Here is a 20,607-nt window from a genome sequence, read left to right on the forward strand (position 1 = left end):
GTGCTCCTCTCGCGGCGGGCGCCCGGGCGGCGTCGCCGGGGCCACCGTAGCCGCGGCCGCGACGCCGGTCCGGCTGAGGAGGGTCCGGGCGCGGGGCGGCGGTGGCCCCGCGCCGCGGGCCGCCCCCGGGGCTACCGTCACCGGGTGCCCCCACTCGACGGGGCGGCGATGGTCTTCGCCGCCCTCGGACTCGCCACGCTCGCGGCCGCCGTGCTGCCCCGTGCGCTGCGCCGCCTGCCGCTGTCCATGCCCACGGTCGTGCTCGGCGCCGGGGTGCTCGCCTTCTCCCTGCTCCCGCACCTGCCCGACCCCGACCCGCGGGTCCACGGGGAGGTGGCGCTCCACCTCACGGAGATCTGCGTCATCGTCTCGCTCATGGGCGCCGGGCTGGCGATCAACCGGCCCTTCTCGTGGCGCGGCTGGGGCAGCACCTGGCGCCTGCTCGGCATCACGATGCCGTTGTCCATGCTCGCGGTCGGCGCCCTCGGCGTGGCCGCGCTCGGGCTGGGGGCCGCCGCCGCGCTGCTGCTGGCGGCCGTGCTCGCACCGACGGACCCCGTGCTCGCCACGGAGGTGCAGGTGAGCGAGCCCGTCGACGAGCCGGGGGCCGTCGACGACGAGGCCCGGTTCGCGCTCACCTCCGAGGCCGGCCTCAACGACGGCCTCGCCTTCCCCTTCGTGCACGCGGCGGTCGCCATCAGCCTCGGCGGGCTGGCGCCGGCCGCGTGGCTGGGCGACTGGCTGCTGCTCGACCTGCTCTGGCGGCTCGTCGCGGGTGTCGGCGGCGGGATGGGCGTCGGCTGGCTGCTCGGCCGTGTGTTCTTCTCCGCCTTCGCGGACCGGGTGCGCCTGACGGAGCACGCCCAGGGCTTCGTCGCCCTCGCGGCGACGTTCCTCACGTACGGCCTCGTCGAGCTCGTCGAGGGCTACGGCTTCGTCGCGGTCTTCGTCTGCGCCGTGACGCTGCGCCACGCGGAGCGCACCCACAGCTACCACCAGGTGCTGCACACCTTCGTCGAGCAGGTCGAGCGGCTGCTCACCGTCGCGGTGCTCGTGCTGCTCGGCGGCGCCGTGGCGCGCGGCCTGCTCGACGGCGTCGGCTGGGACGGGGTCCTCGTCGCCGCGGCCGTGCTCCTCGTCGTGCGGCCCGTGGCGGGGCTCGTCGGGCTGGCCCGCGGGCGCACGGGGCCGCAGGAGCGCCGCGTGACGGCCTTCTTCGGCGTCCGCGGCGTCGGCTCGCTGTACTACCTCGCCTACGCGCTGCAGGAGGGCGAGTTCGCCGAGGCGGACACGCTCTGGGCGGTCGGTGCGCTCGTCGTCGTCGGGTCCGTGCTCGTCCACGGCGTGGCCAGCACCCCGGCCATGCGCGTGCTCGACGAGGCGCGCGAGCGGGCGGCGCGGCGCCGCGGCCGCGGGCCGGAGGAGGCCGCCGTCACGCCGGTGTGACGCGCTCCAGCAGCACGAGCAGCTCGCCGTGCGCGGTCTGCGGGAACATGTCGAGCAGCCGGGCCCGCGTCGGGCGCAGCGACGGCATCGCCTCCAGGTCCCGCGCGAGCGAGACGACGTTGCAGCTGGAGTACACGACGTGGCGCACGTCCGAGCGCTCGAGGACGCCGGCGAGCTCCGCGCCGATGCCGCGCCGCGGCGGGTTCACGACGACGAGGTCCGGCACCCGGTCGGCGGCGGCGGCGAAGGCCGTGGCGTCCCCCGCGGCGAACGTCACGCCCGTGAGCCCGGCCTCCGCCGCGCTCGTGCGGGCGCTCTCGACCGCCTCCGCGCTGATCTCGATGCCGGTGACCGTGCGACCCGGCGCCGCGACGTGGAGCGCGAACCCGCCGACGCCGCAGTAGAGGTCCCAGACGGAGGCGGGGGCGGCCTCGTCGACCCATGCCCGCGCCTGCCGGTACAGCTCCGTGGCCACCGCGGTGTTCGTCTGGAAGAAGCTCTGGGGCCGCAGGTGCAGGTCGACCCCGTCCAGGTGCATCCGCAGCGTCCGCTGCTCCGTGAGGGAGATCTCCTGCTCCCCCTCCAGCACGGCGCGGTGCTCGGGGAGCAGGTTCACGGACGCCACCTCGAGCCCGGGCAGCTCCGCGCGCAGCGCCGGCAGGTGCTTGCGCAGCCGCGGGACGGCCTCCGTGGAGCGCAGCACGAACCGGACCATGAGGCGCCCGTCGGGGCTCAGGGTGACGAGGAGGTTCTTGAGCTCGCCCGTGCGGGCCGCCACGTCGTACGGCGTCAGGCCCGCGCGGGTGACGAACGCGGCGAGCACGGGCAGGGCGGCGCGCAGGGCGTCGGGGTACAGGGGGCACTCGCGCAGGTCCACGCCGGCGTAGGCCGCGTCGAGGATGCCGAGGGTCGGGTCCTCGACCGTGCCGCCGACCGCCATCTTCGCCTTGTTCCGGAAGCCCTCCTCCGCGCTGGCGACCGGCGGCAGCCACACGGGGTCGCCGTGACCGGCCAGCAGCAGCCGGGCGTGCTCCTCCTTCGCGCGCAGCTGCTCCGCGTAGGGACGCCCGAGCCAGGTGCACGACCGGCACCGCCCCGCGTCCCACAGCTCGCACCGCACGACCGTCCACGATACGGCCGCCCCGTCCCACCGCGGCACCGCGGGCCCTCCCGGCCGTCGGTGGGCCGGTCTACGGTGACGCGCAGCGGCGGCGCCGAGGCCGCCCTGTCGCCTGGGAGGTCCTGTGAGCACGGCACCCGAGAGCACCTCGTCCGAGACCACGTCGTCCGGGAGCACGGCACCCGGGAGCACGGCACCCGGGAGCACGGCACCCGAGAGCACGGCACCCGAGAGCGCCCCGCCCGCCGAGCCGCCCGTCGGGACGGTCACGTGGTGGGAGCTCCCCGCCGACGACCTCGCGGTCGCCTCCGCGTTCTACGGCGCGCTCTTCGGGTGGACCTTCGCGCCCTTCGGCGACGACGCCGACGCCTACCTCGGGATCTGGTCGGACGGCACCCTCGTCGGCGGTCTGTACCGCGCCGAGCCGAGCACGCCGAAGGAGCCGGCCGCCCGCGTCTACGTCAACGTGGCCGACCTCGAGGCGGTGCTGGCCGCGGCCGGGGCCGGCGGCGGCCGGGTGCGCACGCCGCGCGCGGAGGTCGGTGGCGACATGGGCTGGTGGGCGGAGCTCGAGGCGCCCGACGGCCGGTGGCTCGGCGTCTGCACGTCCGTCCCGGCCCGCGACCCGTCGGTGAGCGCGTGAGGCCCTGGCCGGGCCCGGTGACGGCGGTGACGCTCCTCGTCGAGGACCTCGCCGCCGCCCGGCGGTTCTACTCGGAGGTGTTCGGCCTGCCCGTCGCCTTCGAGGACGACGTGTCGGCGGTGTTCCGCTTCGGCGACCTCATGGTCAACCTCCTGCAGACCGGCGAGGCGTTCGAGCTGTTCGCCCCCGCCCTCCCCGGCGCGGCCGGCAGCGCCCCGCGGGTGCAGCTGACGCTCACCGTCGACGACGTCGACGAGGTGTGCGCCCGGCTGCGCGAGCGCGGCGTCGAGCTCCTCAACGGACCCGTCGACCGTCCCTGGGGCATCCGCACCGCGGCCTTCCGCGACCCTGCGGGCCACGTGTGGGAGGTGGCGGGCTGAGCGACCGCCCCCCGCCCCGGGTCGTCACCGCCGTGGCCCTCCTCGACCCCGCGCCCGACGCACGGGTGCTCGAGGTGGGCTGCGGCGTCGGGCACGCCCTCGCGCTGCTGGCGCCCCGCCTCCCCGAGGGCCACGTCACCGGCCTGGACCGGTCGGCGAGCGCCCTCGGGCACGCGGAGGGCCGGCTGCGCCGCTGGCTCGAGGAGGGGCGCGTGGACCTGCAGCACCGGGAGCTGTCCGCGTTCCACGGCGACGGGCGGGGCTACGACGCCGTGCTCGCCGTCAACGTCAACGCCTTCTGGACCGACCCGACGGGCCCCGAGGCGTCGCGGGTCGTCGACCTCCTGCTCCCCGGCGGCGACGTCGTGCTCGCCTGGGAGCCGCCGCCCGGCCACGACGAGGACCCGCGGGTCCGGCAGGGCGCCTCCGCCGCGCTCGCGCGCACCGGCGTCCGCGCCGAGCACGGCACGACGGACGGCGTCCTCTGGGTCCGCGCCCGCGTCCCCGGCTGACGCCAACCCGCTCCCGGCGGGCGCCCTCAGCGGTCGACGAGCTCAGAGGTCGACGAGGCGCAGGGTGACGGCGACCCGGTCGCCCGCCTCCACGCCCTCCGCCCGGCGCACCGCGCGCTTCACCGGCAGCACGAAGGTCGCGGCGCCCTTGTCGGGGAAGATCGACGTGCGCCACACCGTCCGGCCCACCGTGACCTCGACGCGCAGCGAGCCGAAGCCCCCGGACCGGCCGGCCGCGACCTCGTCGATCTCGTCGGCCACCTCCGGCGGCAGCGCGACGAACGTCCACGTGTCCGCCTTGCGGGCGTCCCACACGTACAGCTCCGCCTCGAAGTCGACCTCCACGCGCGCATCCTCCCGCACCCCACCGACACCGCGGCGCCCGGGCCGTCCCAGCCGGGAGGGACGCTGCACCGGCCGCCCGCCCCGCCGCGGGCGGCGGGGCGGGAGCGGCGTGCCGGACCGCCGGTGCAGCGTCCCTTCACGGGTGGGCGGACCGACAGCGGTGCCAGGGCGTCAGAAGGCGTAGCGGACGCGGCAGGACGGCAGGCGCTCGGCGATGAGGTCGGTCAGCGCCGCGACGTACCGCCCCTTGTCCCCCGTGCGGTAGCGGACGTTCCAGCCGCCGGTCTGCGAGCGCTTGGGCTCCTGGAGGTCAGGGCGCCAGAGGACCTCCTCGGCCTTGGGGTGCCAGCCGAGGTTCACCTCGTGGAGCCGCTCGTTGTGCGTGAGCATGATGACCTCGCAGGCCAGCTGCGCCTTCGCCGCCGCGCCGGTGCCGGCCTCGACCCTGTCGAGCAGCTCCGCCCACTGCTCGAGCCACCCGTCCTCGACGACGACCGGGCTGAAGTTGAGGTGGACCTCGTAGCCGGCCTCGACGAAGTCGTCGATCGCCGCGATGCGGTCGGCGATCGACGAGGTGCGCACGTCGACGAGCTTCGCCATCCGCTCGGGCATGAGGGAGAACCGCACCCGGGTGCGGCCCTGCGGGTCCCAGTCGAGCAGGTCGCGGTTGACGTGCTTCGTCGCGAAGGACGCCTTCGCGGTGGGCAGGCCGCGGAAGAGGTCGACGAGGTCGCGCACGTTGTCCGAGACCCGCGCGTCGACGGAGCAGTCGCTGTTCTCGCCGATGTCGTAGACCCACGCGTGCGGGTCGCACTGGTTGGGCTCGGCCTTCACGCCCTGCCGGCCGACGTGGCGCGCGAGGTAGCCCGTGATGCGGTCGATGTTCGCGAACACGGTGATGGGGTTGGAGTAGCCCTTGCGCCGCGGCACGTAGCAGTACGCGCACGCCATGGCGCAGCCGTTGGCGGTGGAGGGCGCGATGAAGTCCGACGAGCGCCCGTTGGGCCGGGCGGCGAGCGACTTCTTGACGCCGAGCACGAGCGCCTCGGTCTTGATGCGCACCCAGCGGTCGACGTTGGCCTCGTCGCCGTGGAGCTCGGGGATGTTCCAGTGCGAGGCGACCTCGACGCGCTCGGCGTCGGGCCAGCGGGCGAGGATCTCCTGGCCGCGCGGGAGGGCGGCCGCCTCGGGCTCGACGTAGATGCGACGGACGTCGAGCAGCGGCCGGGCGGGGCGCGGCGCGCGGGCGGCAGGAGGGGTGCGCGAGGGGTCGGACGAGGTCCCCTCGGGGCCGACCGCGGGGTCGGCGGGGAGGTGCGGGGTGGGCGCGACGGACGGCAGGGCGGGGGGCGTGGCGGGCACCCCCTCTCAACACCGCGACTCCCCGAGGCCGTCCGCAGGAGACCTCGCGGCGAGCGTGACCGTCGTCACACCGGGACGGCGTCGTCGCAGGTCAGGGCGGCCCTGCTCGCCTCACGGCAGGATCGCGTCCACGTACCCGCCGTCCACCCGCAGCGCCCCGCCGGTCGTCGCCGAGGACGCGTCGGAGGCCAGGTAGACGACGAGGTGGGCGATCTCCTCGGGGCGGATCAGCCGGTGCAGGAGGGACGCCGGCCGGTGCTCCGCCATGAACCGGGCCTCGACCTCCTCCCAGGGCAGGTCCTCCCCCACCAGGCCCCGCGCGAACGTCTCGACGCCGCCGGTCAGCGTCGGCCCGGCCAGCACCGTGTTGACGGTGACGCCCGTGCCGGCGACGGCCTTGGCGAAGCCGCGCGAGACGCCGAGCAGCGCCGTCTTCGTGACGCCGTAGTGGACCATCTCGGCCGGGATGGCCACGGCGGAGTCGCTGGCGACGAACTGCACCCGTCCCCAGCCCCGCTCGACCATGCGGGGCAGGTAGGCGCGGGCCAGCCGCACCCCGGACAGGACGTTGACCTCGAAGTAGCGCCGCCACTCGTCGTCGTCGACCTCGAGGACGGGCCGGGCCTCGAAGATGCCGAGGTTGTTGACGAGGACGTCGACGCCGGGGAAGGCCGCCACCACCTCCGCCGCGCCCTCCGCGGTCGCCACGTCCGCCGCGGCCCCGTGCACGTCGGCACCCGGGACCCGGGCGCGCAGCCCCTCGACCGCCTCGGCGACCCGGTCCGCGGTGCGGCCGTTCACGACGGTCCGGGCACCGGAGGCGGCCAGCCCCTCGGCGATCGCGAGGCCGATCCCCTGGGTCGATCCGGTGACGAGCGCGGTGCGTCCGGTGAGGTCGAGGTCCATGCGGCGATCCTCGCGCGACGCCGCGCGGGCGCCACCGGGGCGGGCGAGACTGCCGCGCATGAGGCAGCCCCGCATCGCCGTCGTCGGCACCGGGTGGTGGTCGGCGAACCACCACGTCCCCTCCCTGGCGTCCGCCGACGGCGCCGAGCTGCTGGCCCTGTGCGACCCGGACCTGGACCGCGCCCGGGAGGTGGCCGCGCGCCACGGCGACGTGCCCGTGGTCGCCGACCTCGACGCGCTGCTGGCGCTGCGGCCCGACGGCGTCGTCGTCGCGACCCCGCACACCACCCACCACGGGCTCGCGGCCCGGGCCCTCGACGCCGGCGTGGCCGCCCTCGTGGAGAAGCCGCTGGCCACGACCGCGGAGGACGCCTTCGACCTCGTCGCGCGCGCGGAGCGGTCGGGGGCGCACCTGAGCGTCGGGTACACCGACCAGTACGTGCCCGTCGCCGCGCTCGTCCGGCGGGCGGTGCGGGAGGACATCGGCGAGCTCGTCCAGGTCATGGGCGAGTTCACCTCCGCCACGGAGTCCCTCTTCGCCCGGGCCGAGGCCGCCGACGCCCGCGGCGGCGCCCCCGAGGACACGCACCCGGGCACCTACGGCGCCGACGCCGGCGGTGGGCAGGCGCACACCCAGCTCACGCACCTGCTGGGGATGGTCTGCTGGGTGACCGGCCGCGAGGTGGCCGAGGTCGCCGCGGTGGTCGACCGGCGGGGGTACGACGTGGACGTCGACGACGCGGCCGTGCTGCGGCTGCGCGGCGGCGGCACGGGCGTCGTCACGTCGTCGGGGATGGCGGGCGGGCAGAGCCGCGAGCGCCGGTCCGTCCGCTACCTCGGCACGCGCGGGGTCGTCGACCAGGACCTGACGGCCGGCCGCGCCACGGTCCGGCGCGCGGACGGGGCCCTCGTCGAGCTGCGCACGCACGAGGACGAGGACCCGCCGCGCCCCTGGCTGCCGGCCCGGCGCTTCGCCGACGTGCTCGCCGGCCGCGCGACGAGCCCCGCGCCCGGGCGTGACGGCGCCGCGGCGGAGGCCGCCGTCGAGGCGGTGCTGCGCTCGGCGGCCGAGCGCCGCTTCGTGGAGGTGCCGGCCCTGCCCCCGGCCGTACGCTGACGCCCGTGGCTGCGACGACGGACGTCACCGGGGACCTGCACGACGCGATCGAGGCCGCGCGCCGCCCCGGCACGGCCGACGCGGACTGGGCCACGTTCCGCAGGCGTGCCGCCCGGGAGCTGCCACGCCTCGAGCGCCTGCTGCGGCAGGTCTACGGCGACGACCCGCGCACGGGCGAGCAGCTCGCGCTCCTCGTCGCCCAGCTCGCGGCGAGCTGGCAGGACCGCCCCGCCGACCTGCGGGCGCTCGACGCGGCGCGCGAGGCGGACCCGACGTGGTTCACCTCCCACCGGATGCTCGGCGGGGTGCTCTACGTCGACCGCTACGCCGGGACGCTCGCCGGCCTGCGCGAGCACCTGCCCTACCTGCGCGAGCTCGGGCTGACGTACCTGCACCTCATGCCGCTGTTCCGGGCGCCGGAGGGCAACTCCGACGGCGGCTACGCCGTGTCGAGCTACCGCGAGGTCGACCCGGCCCTGGGGACGATGGCGGAGCTGGCGGAGCTCGCGGCGGAGCTGCGCGCGGCCGGGATCGCGCTCGTCGTCGACTTCATCTTCAACCACACCTCCGACGAGCACGTCTGGGCGCAGCGGGCGAAGGCGGGCGACCCCGAGCACCTGGGCTACTACCACGTCTTCCCCGACCGGACGATGCCCGACGCCTACGAGCGCACGGTGCGCGAGATCTTCCCCGACGACCACCCCGGCGCCTTCGTGCCCTTCCCCGACGGGCCGGACGGCCGGGGCGGCACCGCGACGGGCCGGTGGGTGTGGGCCACGTTCCACCGGTTCCAGTGGGACCTCGACTACGCCAACCCGGCCGTCTTCCGCGCGATGGCCGGGGAGATGCTGTTCCTGGCCAACCAGGGCGTGGACCTGCTGCGCATGGACGCCGTGGCCTTCATCTGGAAGCGGCTGGGCACCGCGTGCGAGTCGCTGCCCGAGGCGCACCTGCTGCTCCAGGCGTTCAACGCGGTGTGCCGGATCGCCGCGCCGGCGGTGCTCTTCAAGTCCGAGGCGATCGTCCACCCCGACGAGGTGGTGCAGTACGTCTCGCCGGAGGAGTGCCAGGTCTCCTACAACCCGCTGCAGATGGCGCTCGTCTGGAGCTCCCTGGCCTCCCGCGACGGCCGGCTCCTCCAGCAGGCGCTCGCCCGGCGGCACGCGCTGCCGACGGGCACGTCCTGGGTGGACTACGTGCGCAGCCACGACGACATCGGCTGGACGTTCTCCGACGAGGACGCGGCCGAGCTCGGCATCGACGCCTCCGCCCACCGGCAGTTCCTCAACCGCTTCTACGTCGACCGCTTCCCCGGCTCCTTCGCCCGGGGCGTCCCGTTCCAGGACAACCCGCGCACCGGCGACTGCCGCATCGCGGGCACGACCGCCTCCCTCGCCGGGATCGAGGCCGGGGACGCCGGCGGCGTGGACCGGGTGCTGCTCGCGCACGCGGTCACGCTCTCCACCGGCGGCATCCCGCTGCTCTACCTCGGCGACGAGGTGGCCCAGCTCAACGACCACGCCGCCCTCGCCGAGCCCGGGCACGCCGAGGACACCCGGTGGGTGAACCGCCCCCGCTACCCCGCGGCCGCCTACGCGCGGCGCGAGGACCTCACGACGCCGTCGGGCCAGGTGTTCGCCGGCCTGCGCCACCTGCTCGCCGTGCGCCGGGCCACGCCCGAGCTCGGCGGGAACGCGCTCGTGCCGTTCGACGCGCACGACCCCGCGCTCGTCGCCTACCAACGCCCCGGGCGCGCGCCCGACGGGACGGCGACGACCGTCCTCGTCGTGGTGAACGTCGCCGACGAGCCGCGGACCGTGGACGCGCTCACGCTGTCGGGGCTGCCGCCCTGGGCGGAGGACCTGCTCGACGGCGGGGTGCGGCCCCTGGGCGGCGGCCTCGTCGTCCCGGCGCACGGCGTGGTGTGGCTGCGCGTCGCGCACGACTGCCTGGGCTAGGCCCCCCTCAGGGCGCCCGGCCGACGAGGTCGTCCACCCGGACGGTGACGGGGCCGTTCGTCGCGGACGAGGACAGGTAGGCGGCCACGCCCACCCCGCCCGCCGCCTGCAGCGACGCGGTGCCGTCGGTCGCCTGGACCTGCCAGGTCGCCGGCTCGGGGCTGCCCACGCGCCAGACCCGGGCGCGCAGGGTCGTCGGGCCGGTGCCGCTCGCCTGGACACGCACGAGCAGCGGCTCCCCGGGCGCCCACGCCAGCCCCGGGACGACGACGGCGGTGCCGAGCGCGGTCTCCGTGGTGCCGAGGGTCCGCGCGAGCCCGACGGACACGACGCCCTGCGGCCGCAGGCGCACCTTCGCCGCGTACTCCCCGACGCCCTCCACGCGCCGGGCCGCCGAGGTCAGGTACAGGCCGCCGCCCGTGGACGGCTTGTCGGCGACGACGGAGTGCACGAGGTCGGTCGACGGCGCGGACACGCCGGGCAGGGTCGCCGTGAGCGTCCGTCCGGCGACGAGGGGCAGCACCCCCTGCCCGCCGCCGACGGACGGGGCCGTGCCGGCCGTGGTGCGCCACGCCCCGCCGGCGTCGGCGGTCCCCCAGCCGCCGCTCACCGTGCGGCCGAAGGCGTCGGCGGCGAACGGCGTGCCGGCGGGGGCCTCGAGCGTGACGGTGCGGGTGGTGCTCGCCGTGGCGCCGCGGTCGTCCGTGACGGTGAGGGTGACGGTCGACGTGCCGCCCGCCGTCCACGTGTGCGTGGCGGTCGGGCCGTCCGCGCTCCCGCCGTCCCCGAAGGTCCACCGGTGCGCGGCGACCGTGCCGTCGGGGTCCGTCGACGCCCTCCCGTCGACCGTGCAGGTCAGGCCCGTGCACGACGCCGACAGGGCCGCCGTCGGCGGCGTGTTCGCCGGGACGTCGCCCGCCCGGACGGTGAAGGCGTCCGCGAAGGTGCCCCCGGCCGCCCGCTCGAACCGGGCGGTCAGGGCGTCGGGCGTGAGGCGCAGGTCGAGCACCCCCCAGGTCGGGTCGACGTCCCCGTTCGCGGCGACGAAGTAGCCCGCCTCCGCGTCCGCGGCGTTCACGGGCCGCATCGCCACGCCGCCGGTGCCGACGGTGGCCAGGACCGTCCCGGCGCCGCGGACGAGCTCGCCGTCGCGGTCCACCACGCAGTCGGGGTCGTAGCCGTTGACGACGAGCGACGGGCAGCCGGCGGACAGCGCGATCTGCCCCGTGCGCTGGTAGAGGTGCTCGTGCCCGCTGAGCACGAGGTCCACCCGCTTCTCCAGCAGCATGCGCATCAGGTCGCCGCGGTTGCCGCAGCCGTACTGGCCCAGGGAGACGCACGGCTCGTGCATCCCGACGACGACCCACGGGACGCCCGCGGCGCGCGCGCCGTCGACCGCCGCCGCCGTCCACTGGTACCGCGGCGAGCCCGCCCGGTAGTCGTCGACGCCCTGCGGGAAGGGCAGCGACGGCGAGATCATGACCACCCGCACGAGCGGGTCGGCCGCGGGCACGTCCACGTACCACTGGCGGCCGTACGTGCCGACGAGCCCCGGCAGCTGGTTCGGCAGGCAGGCGGAGAAGTCGTTGATGTTGCCGTTCTGGCCGTTGGACTCGTGGTTGCCCGAGACGAGCTGGAACGGGAAGCCCGGCCCGACGAGGGACACGACGAGGTCGCACCACGCCTGCTCCTGGCCCGTCACGCCGTAGGAGAGGTCGCCCAGGGCCAGCGCGGCGTCGGGGGCGAGGGCCGCCACCCGGCCGAGGACCGCCCGCGTGCTCGCCCCGGCGCCCCAGTCCCCGGCGGCGACGAGGTGGACCTCGCCGGCCGCGGCCGCGGCGGGGGCCTCCTCCCCGACGGCCGGGACGGCGCCCGGGACGGCGCCCGATACGGCGCCCGGGACGGCGCCGGGCAGCGCGTGCGGCACGGCGGCGAGCCCGGCGAGGAGGAGGACCGTCAGGGCGGTGGACAGCCGGCGTCGCAGCATCGGGGCCTCCGGGGGACGCGTCGTCGCGGTCCCCCAGGTCTACTCCTGCCCGGGGGTGGTGCGACACCCCCGGGAGGGGGACGCCGGGCGGGCGGCCCGGCGCGGCCCCCGCCCGGCGCGCCCTACGGGACGGGCGTCGCCGAGCGCTCGTCCGCGGTGGGGCGGTCCGCCCACACGCTGCCCGGCACCTCACCGGGCAGGTCGAGGTTCGCCTCCGTGCGGAAGACGGGGTCGACCCCCGCGCGCACCTGGCGCTCGAAGTCCCGCAGCGCCCCGAAGGCCCACCGGCCCAGGAGCACGATCGCGACGAGGTTCACCAGGGCCATGAGGCCCATGGCGACGTCGGCGAGCGCCCACACCGTCACGAGGTCGAGCAGCGCGCCGACCCCGACGACCGCCACGACCACGACCCGGAAGACCGTCATCGTCCGCGGCCGCACCCGCAGGAACGACATGTTGACCTCGGCGTAGGAGTAGTTGCCGAGCACGGAGGAGAAGGCGAACACGAAGATGAGGACGGTCATCACGGGGGTCAGCGCCGAGCCCAGCTCGTGCGCCACCGCCGCCTGCGTCAGCGAGGCGCCCTCGGTCGTCTCCCCGGGCACGTACACGTCGCTGCCGGCGAAGAGGATGATGAAGGCGGTCGCCGAGCACACGACGATCGTGTCGACGAAGACGCCGAGCGACTGCACCAGGCCCTGCTTGACCGGGTGGCTCGTCGTGGCCGTCGCGGCGGCGTTGGGCGCGCTGCCCATGCCGGCCTCGTTGGAGAACAGGCCTCGCTTGGCCCCGTTGAGCAGCGCCGCCGCGAGGCCGCCCGTGATCCCCGCCGCGGCCTCGCCGACCCCGAAAGCGGCCTGCACGATCGTGAGCAGCACGTCCCCGACGGCCGTGATGTTCATCGCGATGATGACGAGGGCCAGGAGGACGTAGGCCAGCGCCATGGCGGGCAGCATGACCTCGGCCACCTTCGCGATCCGCCGCACGCCGCCGAAGACGACCGGCGCGGTGAGCAGGACGAGCAGGAGCGCCGACCACCCGGGGGCGACGCCGTGGCCGCTGTCGAGCACGTCCGCGATGGTGTTCGCCTGCACCATGTTGAACGCGATGCCGAACGTGAAGATGAGCAGCACCGCGAAGAGCACGCCGCCGCGCCGCGAGCCGAGCCCGCGCTCGATGTAGAACGCGGGGCCGCCCCGGAAGCTGCCGTCGCCGGCGGGCACCTTGAAGATCTGGGCGAGGGTCGCCTCGACGAGCGCGGTCGCCATGCCGACGAGCGCGACGACCCACATCCAGAAGATCGCGCCGGGCCCGCCGAGCGTGAGGGCGATGGCGACCCCGGCGATGTTGCCGGTCCCGACCCGGGAGGCCAGCCCGACGCAGAAGGCCTGGAACGACGAGATCCCCTCGCCCGCCCCGGTCCGCGAGGAGCCGACCTGCCGGACCATGCGCCCGAGCAGCCGGAACTGGACGAACCGGGTCCGGATGCCGAAGTACAGCCCGACGCCCAGGAGCACGTAGACGAGCACGTACGTCCACAGCACGTTCGAGACGGGGTCGATCAGGGTCGTCTGGATCCAGTCCACAGGGTCCTCCGTGCGTCGGGGGGCGTACCGGACGGGCAGGTCGACACCAGCGCGCGGGACGCCGGCCACGAGGACTCCCGGACGCCCAGTGTTCACCCGTCGGGGCGACGGGTGAAGCCGAGGAGGACGCCGGATGCGTCACCCGTCGAGGAGCACCAGCTCCACCCGGCGGTTCAGCTGCCGCGCGCCGGGGTCGTCGGCGCCGTCGGGGGTCGTCTCGGGCCGGGCCGGGCGGGTCTCCCCCCAGCCGCGGGTGGTGAGCCGGTCCGCGGGGGCACCGCCGGCGACGAGCAGGTCGCGCACGGCCGCCGCCCGCCGCTCCGACAGGTCCTGGTTGGCGGCCTCGTCGCCCACGCCGTCCGTGTGGCCCTCGACCGCCGCGGCGGGCCCGCCGAGCGCGACCAGCAGGGCCGCGACGCGGCCGAGCGTCTCCTGCCCCTCCGGGCGCACGTCCGCGGAGCCGAAGTCGAACAGCACGTCGGCGTCGAGGCGGATCACGGTCCCGCACACGGTGCCGGCCGGCTCGATCGCCGCCACCCGCGGCACGGGCTCGAACCGGGGCAGCCCGTCGGCCAGGACCGCCCGCACGGCCGCCGCCCGGCCCGGGTCGGCCCCGCCGAAGACCCCGTCCGCGCCGAACGAGACGCGCGTGGTGCCGTCGTCGTACCCGCCCGCCCCGTCGGCGTCGACCCAGACGCGCGTCGTGGCGTCCTCGTACGACCCGGTGCCGTCCGCGCGGACGGTGTACCGGCGCTCCCCGTCGCGGTAGGTGCCCGAGCCGTCCACCGCGACGGACACGCGCGTCGTGCCGTCGTCGTAGACCCCCGCGCCGTCGGGCAGCACCGCGACGCGCAGGCCCGGCGCCTCGTAGACGCCGGTGCCGTCGGCGGAGACCGTCACGTCCAGCTCGCCGTCCTCGTGGTGCACGGAGGCGCCGGCCCCGGGCGTGCGCGTCGTGGTGTCCGCGGCGGCGGCCCCGGCGTCGGTGCACCGGGCGTCGAGGACGCCGATGCCCTCGTAGAGGCCGGGGGCGACGTCCAGGGCCGCGGAGACGTCCTGGGCGGCGGCCGCGGTGAGCGACTGGGTGGGCACGGTGAAGGCCGGCACGTCCGGGAGGACGAGGAGGCGCCGCAGGTCGCGCTCGAACTCCGCGTCGCTGCGGCCGTCGGCGGACGACTCGCCCGTCGGGCCCGCCCCGGTCGACGACGGGCCGGCGGTCCGGCTCGGCGCGGGCGTGAGCACGGGCCCGTCCGGGTCCGCGGTGCAGCCGACGAGGAGCAGGAGCCCGGCCACCAGGGCGGCCGCGCCCGCAGCCGGCGGGGCGGGCAGGGCACGAGGCCGACCGGCCCGTCGGCGGGGCGGCTGGGGCGTCATCGGCGTCGAGTCCCTCCGGAGGGGTGCGGCGGCGCTCATCCTGCCAGCCCGGCCCCGTGCGCCGGCACCCGCCGCGACGAGCCGGTGGGCGCGCACACGGCGGGAGGGCCCCCGACGTCCGTGGACGTCGGGGGCCCTCCCGGTGGTGCGCACCGCTCAGAGGCTGCCGCCGCACGAGCCGCAGAACCGCTGGCCCGGCGTGGCCGCCGTGCCGCAGCGGGGGCAGCCGGCCGAGCCCGTCACAGGCCGGTCCAGCACCTCCGTGGCGGCGGGGGCCGTGCCCTCGGCGGACGGCGCGTGCGCCGTGCCCCAGGCGGTCCCGAAGGCCGAGCTCTCCGAGGGCAGCGGCGGGACGATCGCGACCGGGGCGGTCTGCCCCAGCCCCGCCGCCGTGCCCGGCGCCGGGGGCACCGGGGCGCCCGACGGGCCGGCGTACTCGTGCACCCGGCGGTGCTCGTGGACCGGGGCCGCGTGCGGCACGGGAGCCGCCTCGTACGCCGGGGCGTGCTCGGCCGGCGCGGCGTAGGCGGCGGCGGTGCCCGGGGCGGGCGCCCATGCCGGGGACTGGCCGGGCAGGGCGAGCGCGGCGGGGATCGTCACGGGCGCGGCGGCCCGGCGACGACGGCCGGCGAGGACCGCGACGAGCGCGACCGTGCCGAGCAGGACCAGCGCACCGGCGCCGCCGGCGACCCACACCCAGGTGGCGACGCCACCCTCGTCCTCGTCCTGCGGCACGTCGGGCGTGGCCGACACGGGCGTCGGCGTCGGCTCGGGGGCGGGGACGTTGACGGCGGCGAGCGCGACGCCCTTGGCCGTCAGCCAGTCGTGCAGGTCCGTGGCGTCGGTGATGAAGTTGAACGCCTGGTCGCCGACGATCTTCGAGGAGTTGACGCCCACGACGTTGCCGAGCGCGTCGACCGTCGGGCCGCCCGACATGCCGCCGGACAGGTCGGCGTTGATCTCGGTGCGCGGCACCCCGAGCTCGCTGATCTGCTGGCTGCTCACGGTGCCGGTCTTGAACGAGGCCCGCACGCGGCTGGCGTCGACGACGCTCTGCACGCTGGCCGGGAAGCCGATGGAGGTGACCTCCATGCCGCTGGTGGGGTCGGCGGCGACGACGGGCAGCGGCGTCGCGCCGGTGACGTCGGCCTTGAGGAGCGCCACGTCGCCCTCGTCGAAGGAGCGGAAGTCGACGAGCTGCACGGCCAGCGGGTCCTCGATGACGATGCCGTCGACCGCCTTGGGCTGGACGGCGTAGATGATGCGCTGCGGCTCCGAGCCGGCGTCCAGGCCCTCCACCGCCCAGTTGGCGTAGGCGGTCTCGGCCCAGCCGGCGGCCTCCTCGGCCCAGATCCAGCCCTCGTCGACCATCTGCGCGACGAAGGTGTCGATGATCGCGTGCCGGCCCTCGACCGGGTCGACGCAGTGGCCGGCGGTGGCGATCTGGCCGACCTCCGAGACGAAGAAGCCCGTGCAGATCATGGGGACGGTGACGGGGTCGCTCCACTCCGTGCCGTAGTCCGTCGGGTACTGCACGTACCCGGTCCACTCGATGTACAGCTGGACGACGCTCGGCTCGAGGGTCTGCTCGAGGGAGGGCGTCGCCGTCCCCTCGGCGCCGTCGGTGGCGCCGGGCGCGGACGCCGAGGGCGCCGGGTCCACGGCGGCCTGCGCTGCGGGGGCGAGGAGGAGGGAGCCGGCGGTCGCGGTGGCGGCCGCGAGGGCGAGGAGTCGACGCCCGGACCGGCGGGGGCGGGCGGCGTGCGTGCGGGACATGGCGGGGGTTCCTTCGGGCGAGAGGTGGGTGGGTCCGGACGGGACCGTGCGACCCGTCCCCGGAGGGCCGGGGGCGGACCGCGGAGGTCGACGACGCCTACCGTGCCCGGGGGCACCCCACCCCGACGTCAGGGACGACCCCCTACGTCCACCCCGATGTCCGGCCCGATGTCCGGCCCGATGTCCGGCCCGATGTCCGGCCCGATGTCCGGCTCGTCCCCCGCGTCCCCCCCGACCCCCCGGCGTCGCGGACCCCGACCCCGGCGCGGAGGAGGAGGGCGAGCTCCCGCTCGTAGCGCTCCGTCATCGGCGCCGGACGGCCGTCGAGCGTCCAGGTGAGCAGGGACGCGACGTCGAACACCCGCGAGCACCGGCCGCACGCGACCGGGCGGGCCGGGCGGCGGTGACGGTGGTGCACGTGGCCCGCCGGGCACGTCGCACGCCAGCGCCCCTCGACGGTCGGCGCCCCCCGCAGCCGGGCCTCCCCGTCCGCACCGAGGCGCACGGCGGCCGCCCGCCACACGGCGTCGTGGCGGTGGCCCGGGCCGACGAGCGCGTGCGCGATCTCGTGCAGCACGGTCCCGCGCACCTGGGCCGCGTCGTGCCGCAGCGTCAGCGGCTCGCTGAGGCTGATGCGCCGCGCGCGGAAGTCGCACAGGCCCGCGCGCGTGCGCGCCCGGTCGAACCCGAACGCCCAGTCCCCGAGCCCGTGCTCGTCCATCAGCCGCCGTGCCGTCGTCGCCGCCTCGCCCAGCTCCACCGCTCCCCCTCGTCGTCCCGCCGAGCACCCGGCCCGCCGCCGCCTGCTCCGTCATCCGTGATCCGTGATCCGTAATCCGTGATCCGTGATCCGCTGCGCACCGTAGGCGGCCCGGGCACCCCTCCGGGACGGGGCGTGCACAGCCCGCCGCCCGCGGGCCGCCCCCAGCCCCGCGGGCGCACCGCCGCCGTGGCGGCCCGCGCTACCGTCGCGCCGTGCCCCGCACGCTCCGCACGCTCGCCGACGGGGTCCTCGTCGCGACGAGCCGGACGGACGCGACGACGACGACGGTCCTCGTGCGCGGCGGCCGGGCCGTGCTCGTCGACCCCGCCTGGTGGCCGGACGAGCTCGACGCGCTCGCCGCCGACCTCGGCGCGCACGGGCTGAGCATCACGGCGGGCTGGAGCACCCACGCCCACGAGGACCACGTGCTCTGGCACCCCGGGTTCGGGACGGCCCCGCGCTGGGCGACCCCACGGGCGGCGGCGCGTGCCGCGGCCGACCGGACCGCGCTCCTGGCAGCCCTGGGCCCCGCCTTCGACCGGCCGGACCTGCGCGCGCTCGTCGGCGCCGTCCGGGGGCTGCCCGGGGACCGCGTGCCGCAGCCGTTCGGGACGGACGGTCCCGACGAGCCGCTCCTCGTCGTGGCGCACGACGGCCACGCGCCCGGCCACGGCGCGCTGTGGGCCCCCGAGCGCGGCCTGCTCGTCGCCGGGGACGTGCTGAGCGACGTCGAGCTGCCGCTCCCGTTCGACCCCGACGACCTGGAGGCGTACCGGGCGGGCCTGGACGTCCTCGCGCCGGTGGTGGCGCGGGCGCGGGTGCTCGTCCCCGGGCACGGCACGCCGACCGACCGGCCCCTCGAGCGGCTCGACGCGGACCGCCGCTACCTGGACGCGGTCCTGGCCGGCCGGCCCGTCGACGACCCGCGCCTGGGCCGGCCGGGCATGGCGGCGGCCCACGCCCGGACCCTCGCGCTCGCCCGCGGCGGCTGACGCGCGTCCACGGCCCCGTCCGCCCCCGGGGCGGAATGCCGCCGGGCGCGGGGCGTTGCACGGGGCGTGAAGCGCATCGGGTTCCTCTCGTTCGGCCACTGGACGCCCTCGCCGTCGTCGCGGACGCGGTCCGCCGCCGACACGCTGCTGCAGTCCATCGAGCTCGCCGAGGCGGCGGAGGAGCTCGGCGTCGACGGCGCCTACTTCCGCGTCCACCACTTCGCCCGTCAGCTCGCCTCGCCCTTCCCGCTGCTCGCCGCCGCCGGGGCGCGCACGAGCCGCATCGAGCTGGGCACCGGCGTCATCGACATGCGGTACGAGAACCCGCTGCACATGGCGGAGGACGCCGGCGCCGCCGACCTCATCTCCGGCGGCCGGCTGCAGCTCGGCCTGAGCCGCGGGTCGCCCGAGCAGGTCGTCGACGGGTGGCGGTACTTCGGCTACGGGCCGGCCGAGGGGCGGACGCCCGCGGACATGGCGCGCGCCCGCACCCTCACGCTCCTGCGCGTGCTCGAGGGCGAGGGCTTCGCCGAGCCGAACCCCCGGCCGATGTTCCCCAACCCGCCCGGCCTCCTCCGTCTCGAGCCGCACTCCCCCGGGCTGCGCGAGCGCATCTGGTGGGGCGCCGGGTCCGACGCGACGGCCGTCTGGGCCGGCCGCGAGGGCATGAACCTCATGAGCTCCACGCTCAAGGACGCGGAGAGCGACGAGCCGTTCCACGTGCAGCAGCGCCGCCAGATCGAGGCGTTCCGCGCCGCCTGGCGCGGGGCCGGCCACGCGCACGAGCCCCGCGTCTCCGTCAGCCGCAGCATCGTCCCGATCACGACGGACACCGACCGCGCGCTCTTCGGGCGCGGCGGGAAGGACTCCGACCAGGTCGGCTACATCGACGGCCCGACGCCCGCCATCTTCGGGCGCGGCTACGCCGCGGAGCCGGACGTGCTCGTGCAGGAGCTGAAGGAGGACGAGGCGGTCGCGGAGGCCGACACCCTCCTCGTCACCGTCCCCAACCAGCTCGGCGTGGAGTACAACGCGCACCTGCTGGAGAGCCTCGTGCGGGACGTCGCCCCGGGCCTCGGCTGGCGGTAGCCCGGCGGCGGCGCGGGACCGGGCGGGCCGGGGTCAGCGCGGGACGGCGTCCGGGACCCGCGTCGGGGCCCGGGACGCCGGAGCGAGCCCGAGGCCGCGGGACCAGACGGCGTCGAGCGCGTGGGCGGGCAGCACGGCCTTGAGGGCCCGGATCGCCCGGGCGTCCCGCCCGACGAGCACGCGCGCACGGACCCGCCGCCGGACGAGGGCCCGCTCCACCGCCCGCGCGACCGTCTCCGGCGGCGCCGCACCCCGCCGGATCCGTGCGACGAGCTGCCGCTCCCCGGCGAAGTGCGGCGCGTAGAGCTCGCGCAGCCCCGGGTCGAGCGCCGCCTCCAGGTCGTCCAGCGTGCGGTCCATCGTGTGCCACGGGTCGGTGTCGACGACGCCCGGCTCGACGAGCCCCACCTGCACGCCGAAGGGCCCGAGCTCGACCCGCAGGCAGTCGGCGACGGCCTCCACCGCGGACTTCGAGGCGTTGTAGAGGCCGGTGAAGGGGAACGACACCAGCCCGTTGATCGACGAGACGAAGAGGATCCGCCCGCGCGCCCGCCGCAGCGCGGGCAGGACGGCCCGGGTCGCGGCCAGCGGGCCGACGAGGTTCGTGTCGAGCTGGCGGTGCATGTCCTGGGGCGAGAGCGTCTCCACGGGGCCGGCCACCGCGATCCCGACGTTGTTGACGAGTGCGTCGAGCCGGGTGGGCACGGCCGCGGCGAGGGCCGCGACGTCCTCGGCGTCGGTGACGTCGAGGCGGACGGGGGTGACGCCCTGCGCCCGGAGCGCCGCGCCCGCGGCGTCGGTGCGGACACCGCCGTGCACGTCCCACCCCCGCGCCGCGAGGTGCAGGGCGGTCGCGCGGCCGATGCCGCGGCCGGCGCCCGTGACGAGCACGGTGCGCGCCGTGCCGCCCGGGGTGCCGGCCGAGGTCCCGGCCGGGGTTGCGGGGGTGCCGGACGGGGTGCCGGACGGGCTGCCGGCCGCGGTCCTGCGCGGGGTGCTCATGGTGACCTCCTGCTCGGTGGCCCCACCAGCGTGCCGCCGGGCGCCGGGGCCGCACCGGGTAGTGCGGTACGCAGGTGGCGCTGGCTAGCATCGCGGCCATGGAGCGGCTGTGGCCGCTGGCCGGCCGGGACGCCGAGCTGCGGGCGATCGCGGCCGCGACGCGCCCGGGCGCCCCGGGGGTCGTGCTCGCCGGCCCGGCGGGCGTCGGCAAGACGCGGCTGGCGCGCGAGGCGGCCGCGGCGCTCGCCG

19 protein-coding genes are annotated in these 20,607 nt (G+C 76.9%); 9 read left to right on the forward strand and 10 right to left on the reverse strand.

From position 1 onward, the window contains the following. Nucleotides 1-168 precede the first annotated feature (168 nt). Nucleotides 169-1,446, forward strand: coding sequence for a cation:proton antiporter domain-containing protein (locus EJA20_RS06725; RefSeq protein ID WP_129337413.1), 1,278 nt, complete (start codon nucleotides 169-171; stop codon nucleotides 1,444-1,446). Here EJA20_RS06725 and rlmC read toward each other — a convergent pair. After that, complete coding sequence (rlmC, locus tag EJA20_RS06730) at nucleotides 1,433-2,566, reverse strand: 23S rRNA (uracil(747)-C(5))-methyltransferase RlmC (protein WP_129337387.1); 1,134 nt, start codon at nucleotides 2,564-2,566, stop codon at nucleotides 1,433-1,435. The genes EJA20_RS06725 and rlmC overlap by 14 nt on opposite strands. 124 nt (nucleotides 2,567-2,690) lie before the next feature. Here rlmC and EJA20_RS06735 point away from each other — a divergent pair, with 124 nt between their 5' ends. The 3 genes from EJA20_RS06735 to EJA20_RS06745 are packed head-to-tail and all read left to right on the forward strand — an operon-like array spanning nucleotide 2,691 to nucleotide 4,101. Continuing rightward, nucleotides 2,691-3,209, forward strand: coding sequence for a VOC family protein (locus EJA20_RS06735; RefSeq protein ID WP_129337388.1), 519 nt, complete (start codon nucleotides 2,691-2,693; stop codon nucleotides 3,207-3,209). Then, entirely contained in the window at nucleotides 3,206-3,589 is a 384-nt protein-coding gene (locus EJA20_RS06740) for a VOC family protein (protein WP_129337389.1), read from the forward strand. The genes EJA20_RS06735 and EJA20_RS06740 overlap by 4 nt, the downstream gene beginning before the upstream one ends. Nucleotides 3,590-3,621: 32 nt before the next feature. Continuing rightward, nucleotides 3,622-4,101 (forward strand): class I SAM-dependent methyltransferase, encoded by a 480-nt coding sequence (locus tag EJA20_RS06745; RefSeq protein WP_164983863.1) that lies wholly within the window; start codon nucleotides 3,622-3,624, stop codon nucleotides 4,099-4,101. Nucleotides 4,102-4,143: 42 nt separating this feature from the next. Here the strand turns inward: EJA20_RS06745 and EJA20_RS06750 are convergent, their stop codons facing one another. The 3 genes from EJA20_RS06750 to EJA20_RS06760 form a co-directional block, all read right to left on the reverse strand. Beyond that, a complete protein-coding gene (locus tag EJA20_RS06750; protein WP_129337391.1) occupies nucleotides 4,144-4,446 on the reverse strand; it encodes a DUF1905 domain-containing protein in 303 nt (100 codons plus the stop codon). A 171-nt stretch (nucleotides 4,447-4,617) separates the two neighbouring features. Then, on the reverse strand, nucleotides 4,618-5,667 hold the full coding sequence (locus EJA20_RS06755) for a spore photoproduct lyase family protein (RefSeq protein WP_129337414.1): 1,050 nt from the start codon (nucleotides 5,665-5,667) through the stop codon (nucleotides 4,618-4,620). Between the two features lie 252 nt (nucleotides 5,668-5,919). Beyond that, the gene (locus EJA20_RS06760) at nucleotides 5,920-6,714 is read right to left on the reverse strand and encodes an SDR family NAD(P)-dependent oxidoreductase (RefSeq protein WP_129337392.1); all 795 of its coding nucleotides are present in this window, start codon (nucleotides 6,712-6,714) and stop codon (nucleotides 5,920-5,922) included. A 58-nt stretch (nucleotides 6,715-6,772) separates the two neighbouring features. On the opposite strand from EJA20_RS06760, the gene EJA20_RS06765 reads away from it, so the two are divergent. Further along, nucleotides 6,773-7,831, forward strand: coding sequence for a Gfo/Idh/MocA family protein (locus EJA20_RS06765; protein ID WP_164983864.1), 1,059 nt, complete (start codon nucleotides 6,773-6,775; stop codon nucleotides 7,829-7,831). Between the two features lie 5 nt (nucleotides 7,832-7,836). Next, entirely contained in the window at nucleotides 7,837-9,789 is a 1,953-nt protein-coding gene (locus EJA20_RS06770) for an alpha-amylase family protein (protein ID WP_240675134.1), read from the forward strand. Nucleotides 9,790-9,796: 7 nt separating this feature from the next. Here EJA20_RS06770 and EJA20_RS06775 read toward each other — a convergent pair whose 3' ends face one another. The 5 genes from EJA20_RS06775 to EJA20_RS06795 all read right to left on the reverse strand — a co-directional run bounded on the left by EJA20_RS06775 (nucleotide 9,797) and on the right by EJA20_RS06795 (nucleotide 17,272). Next, nucleotides 9,797-11,776 carry a PKD domain-containing protein gene (locus EJA20_RS06775; protein ID WP_129337394.1) on the reverse strand — a complete coding sequence of 660 codons (1,980 nt, stop codon included), beginning with the start codon at nucleotides 11,774-11,776 and terminating at the stop codon, nucleotides 9,797-9,799. 122 nt (nucleotides 11,777-11,898) lie between these two features. Beyond that, nucleotides 11,899-13,362 (reverse strand): alanine/glycine:cation symporter family protein, encoded by a 1,464-nt coding sequence (locus tag EJA20_RS06780; RefSeq protein ID WP_129337395.1) that lies wholly within the window; start codon nucleotides 13,360-13,362, stop codon nucleotides 11,899-11,901. A 138-nt stretch (nucleotides 13,363-13,500) separates the two neighbouring features. Beyond that, nucleotides 13,501-14,655, reverse strand: a complete 1,155-nt coding sequence (locus tag EJA20_RS06785; protein WP_164983865.1) for an OmpA family protein — start codon at nucleotides 14,653-14,655, stop codon at nucleotides 13,501-13,503. Nucleotides 14,656-14,892: 237 nt separating this feature from the next. After that, a complete protein-coding gene (locus EJA20_RS06790) occupies nucleotides 14,893-16,512 on the reverse strand; it encodes a trypsin-like peptidase domain-containing protein (protein ID WP_129337397.1) in 1,620 nt (539 codons plus the stop codon). 142 nt (nucleotides 16,513-16,654) lie between these two features. Further along, nucleotides 16,655-17,272: a SprT-like domain-containing protein gene (locus EJA20_RS06795; RefSeq protein ID WP_129337398.1), complete on the reverse strand. Its 618-nt coding sequence runs from the start codon at nucleotides 17,270-17,272 to the stop codon at nucleotides 16,655-16,657. 215 nt (nucleotides 17,273-17,487) lie between these two features. Here EJA20_RS06795 and EJA20_RS06800 point away from each other — a divergent pair, with 215 nt between their 5' ends. After that, nucleotides 17,488-18,267: an MBL fold metallo-hydrolase gene (locus tag EJA20_RS06800; RefSeq protein WP_129337399.1), complete on the forward strand. Its 780-nt coding sequence runs from the start codon at nucleotides 17,488-17,490 to the stop codon at nucleotides 18,265-18,267. 66 nt (nucleotides 18,268-18,333) lie between these two features. Continuing rightward, nucleotides 18,334-19,356 carry an LLM class flavin-dependent oxidoreductase gene (locus tag EJA20_RS06805; RefSeq protein WP_129337400.1) on the forward strand — a complete coding sequence of 341 codons (1,023 nt, stop codon included), beginning with the start codon at nucleotides 18,334-18,336 and terminating at the stop codon, nucleotides 19,354-19,356. A 33-nt stretch (nucleotides 19,357-19,389) separates the two neighbouring features. On the opposite strand, the gene EJA20_RS06810 is transcribed toward EJA20_RS06805, so the two are convergent. Next, entirely contained in the window at nucleotides 19,390-20,358 is a 969-nt protein-coding gene (locus EJA20_RS06810; RefSeq protein WP_129337401.1) for an SDR family NAD(P)-dependent oxidoreductase, read from the reverse strand. A 98-nt stretch (nucleotides 20,359-20,456) separates the two neighbouring features. Here EJA20_RS06810 and EJA20_RS19910 point away from each other — a divergent pair. Further along, nucleotides 20,457-20,607 (forward strand): AAA family ATPase (locus EJA20_RS19910; protein ID WP_164983866.1); only part of this gene is annotated, 151 nt, incomplete at its 3' end.

The organism is Cellulomonas endophytica (genome assembly GCF_004123805.1).
Classification (GTDB): Bacteria; Actinomycetota; Actinomycetes; order Actinomycetales; family Cellulomonadaceae; genus Cellulomonas; species Cellulomonas endophytica.

Bases quoted from the DNA above. Each gene is read 5' to 3' on its own strand.
- EJA20_RS06765 (WP_164983864.1), top strand. From the start codon at position 6,773: ATGAGGCAGCCCCGCATCGCCGTCGTCGGCACCGGGTGGTGGTCGGCG.
- EJA20_RS06810 (WP_129337401.1), bottom strand. From the start codon at position 20,358: ATGAGCACCCCGCGCAGGACCGCGGCCGGCAGCCCGTCCGGCACCCCG.
- EJA20_RS06725 (WP_129337413.1), top strand. From the start codon at position 169: ATGGTCTTCGCCGCCCTCGGACTCGCCACGCTCGCGGCCGCCGTGCTG.
- EJA20_RS06790 (WP_129337397.1), bottom strand. From the start codon at position 16,512: ATGTCCCGCACGCACGCCGCCCGCCCCCGCCGGTCCGGGCGTCGACTC.
- EJA20_RS06775 (WP_129337394.1), bottom strand. From the start codon at position 11,776: ATGCTGCGACGCCGGCTGTCCACCGCCCTGACGGTCCTCCTCCTCGCC.
- EJA20_RS06760 (WP_129337392.1), bottom strand. From the start codon at position 6,714: ATGGACCTCGACCTCACCGGACGCACCGCGCTCGTCACCGGATCGACC.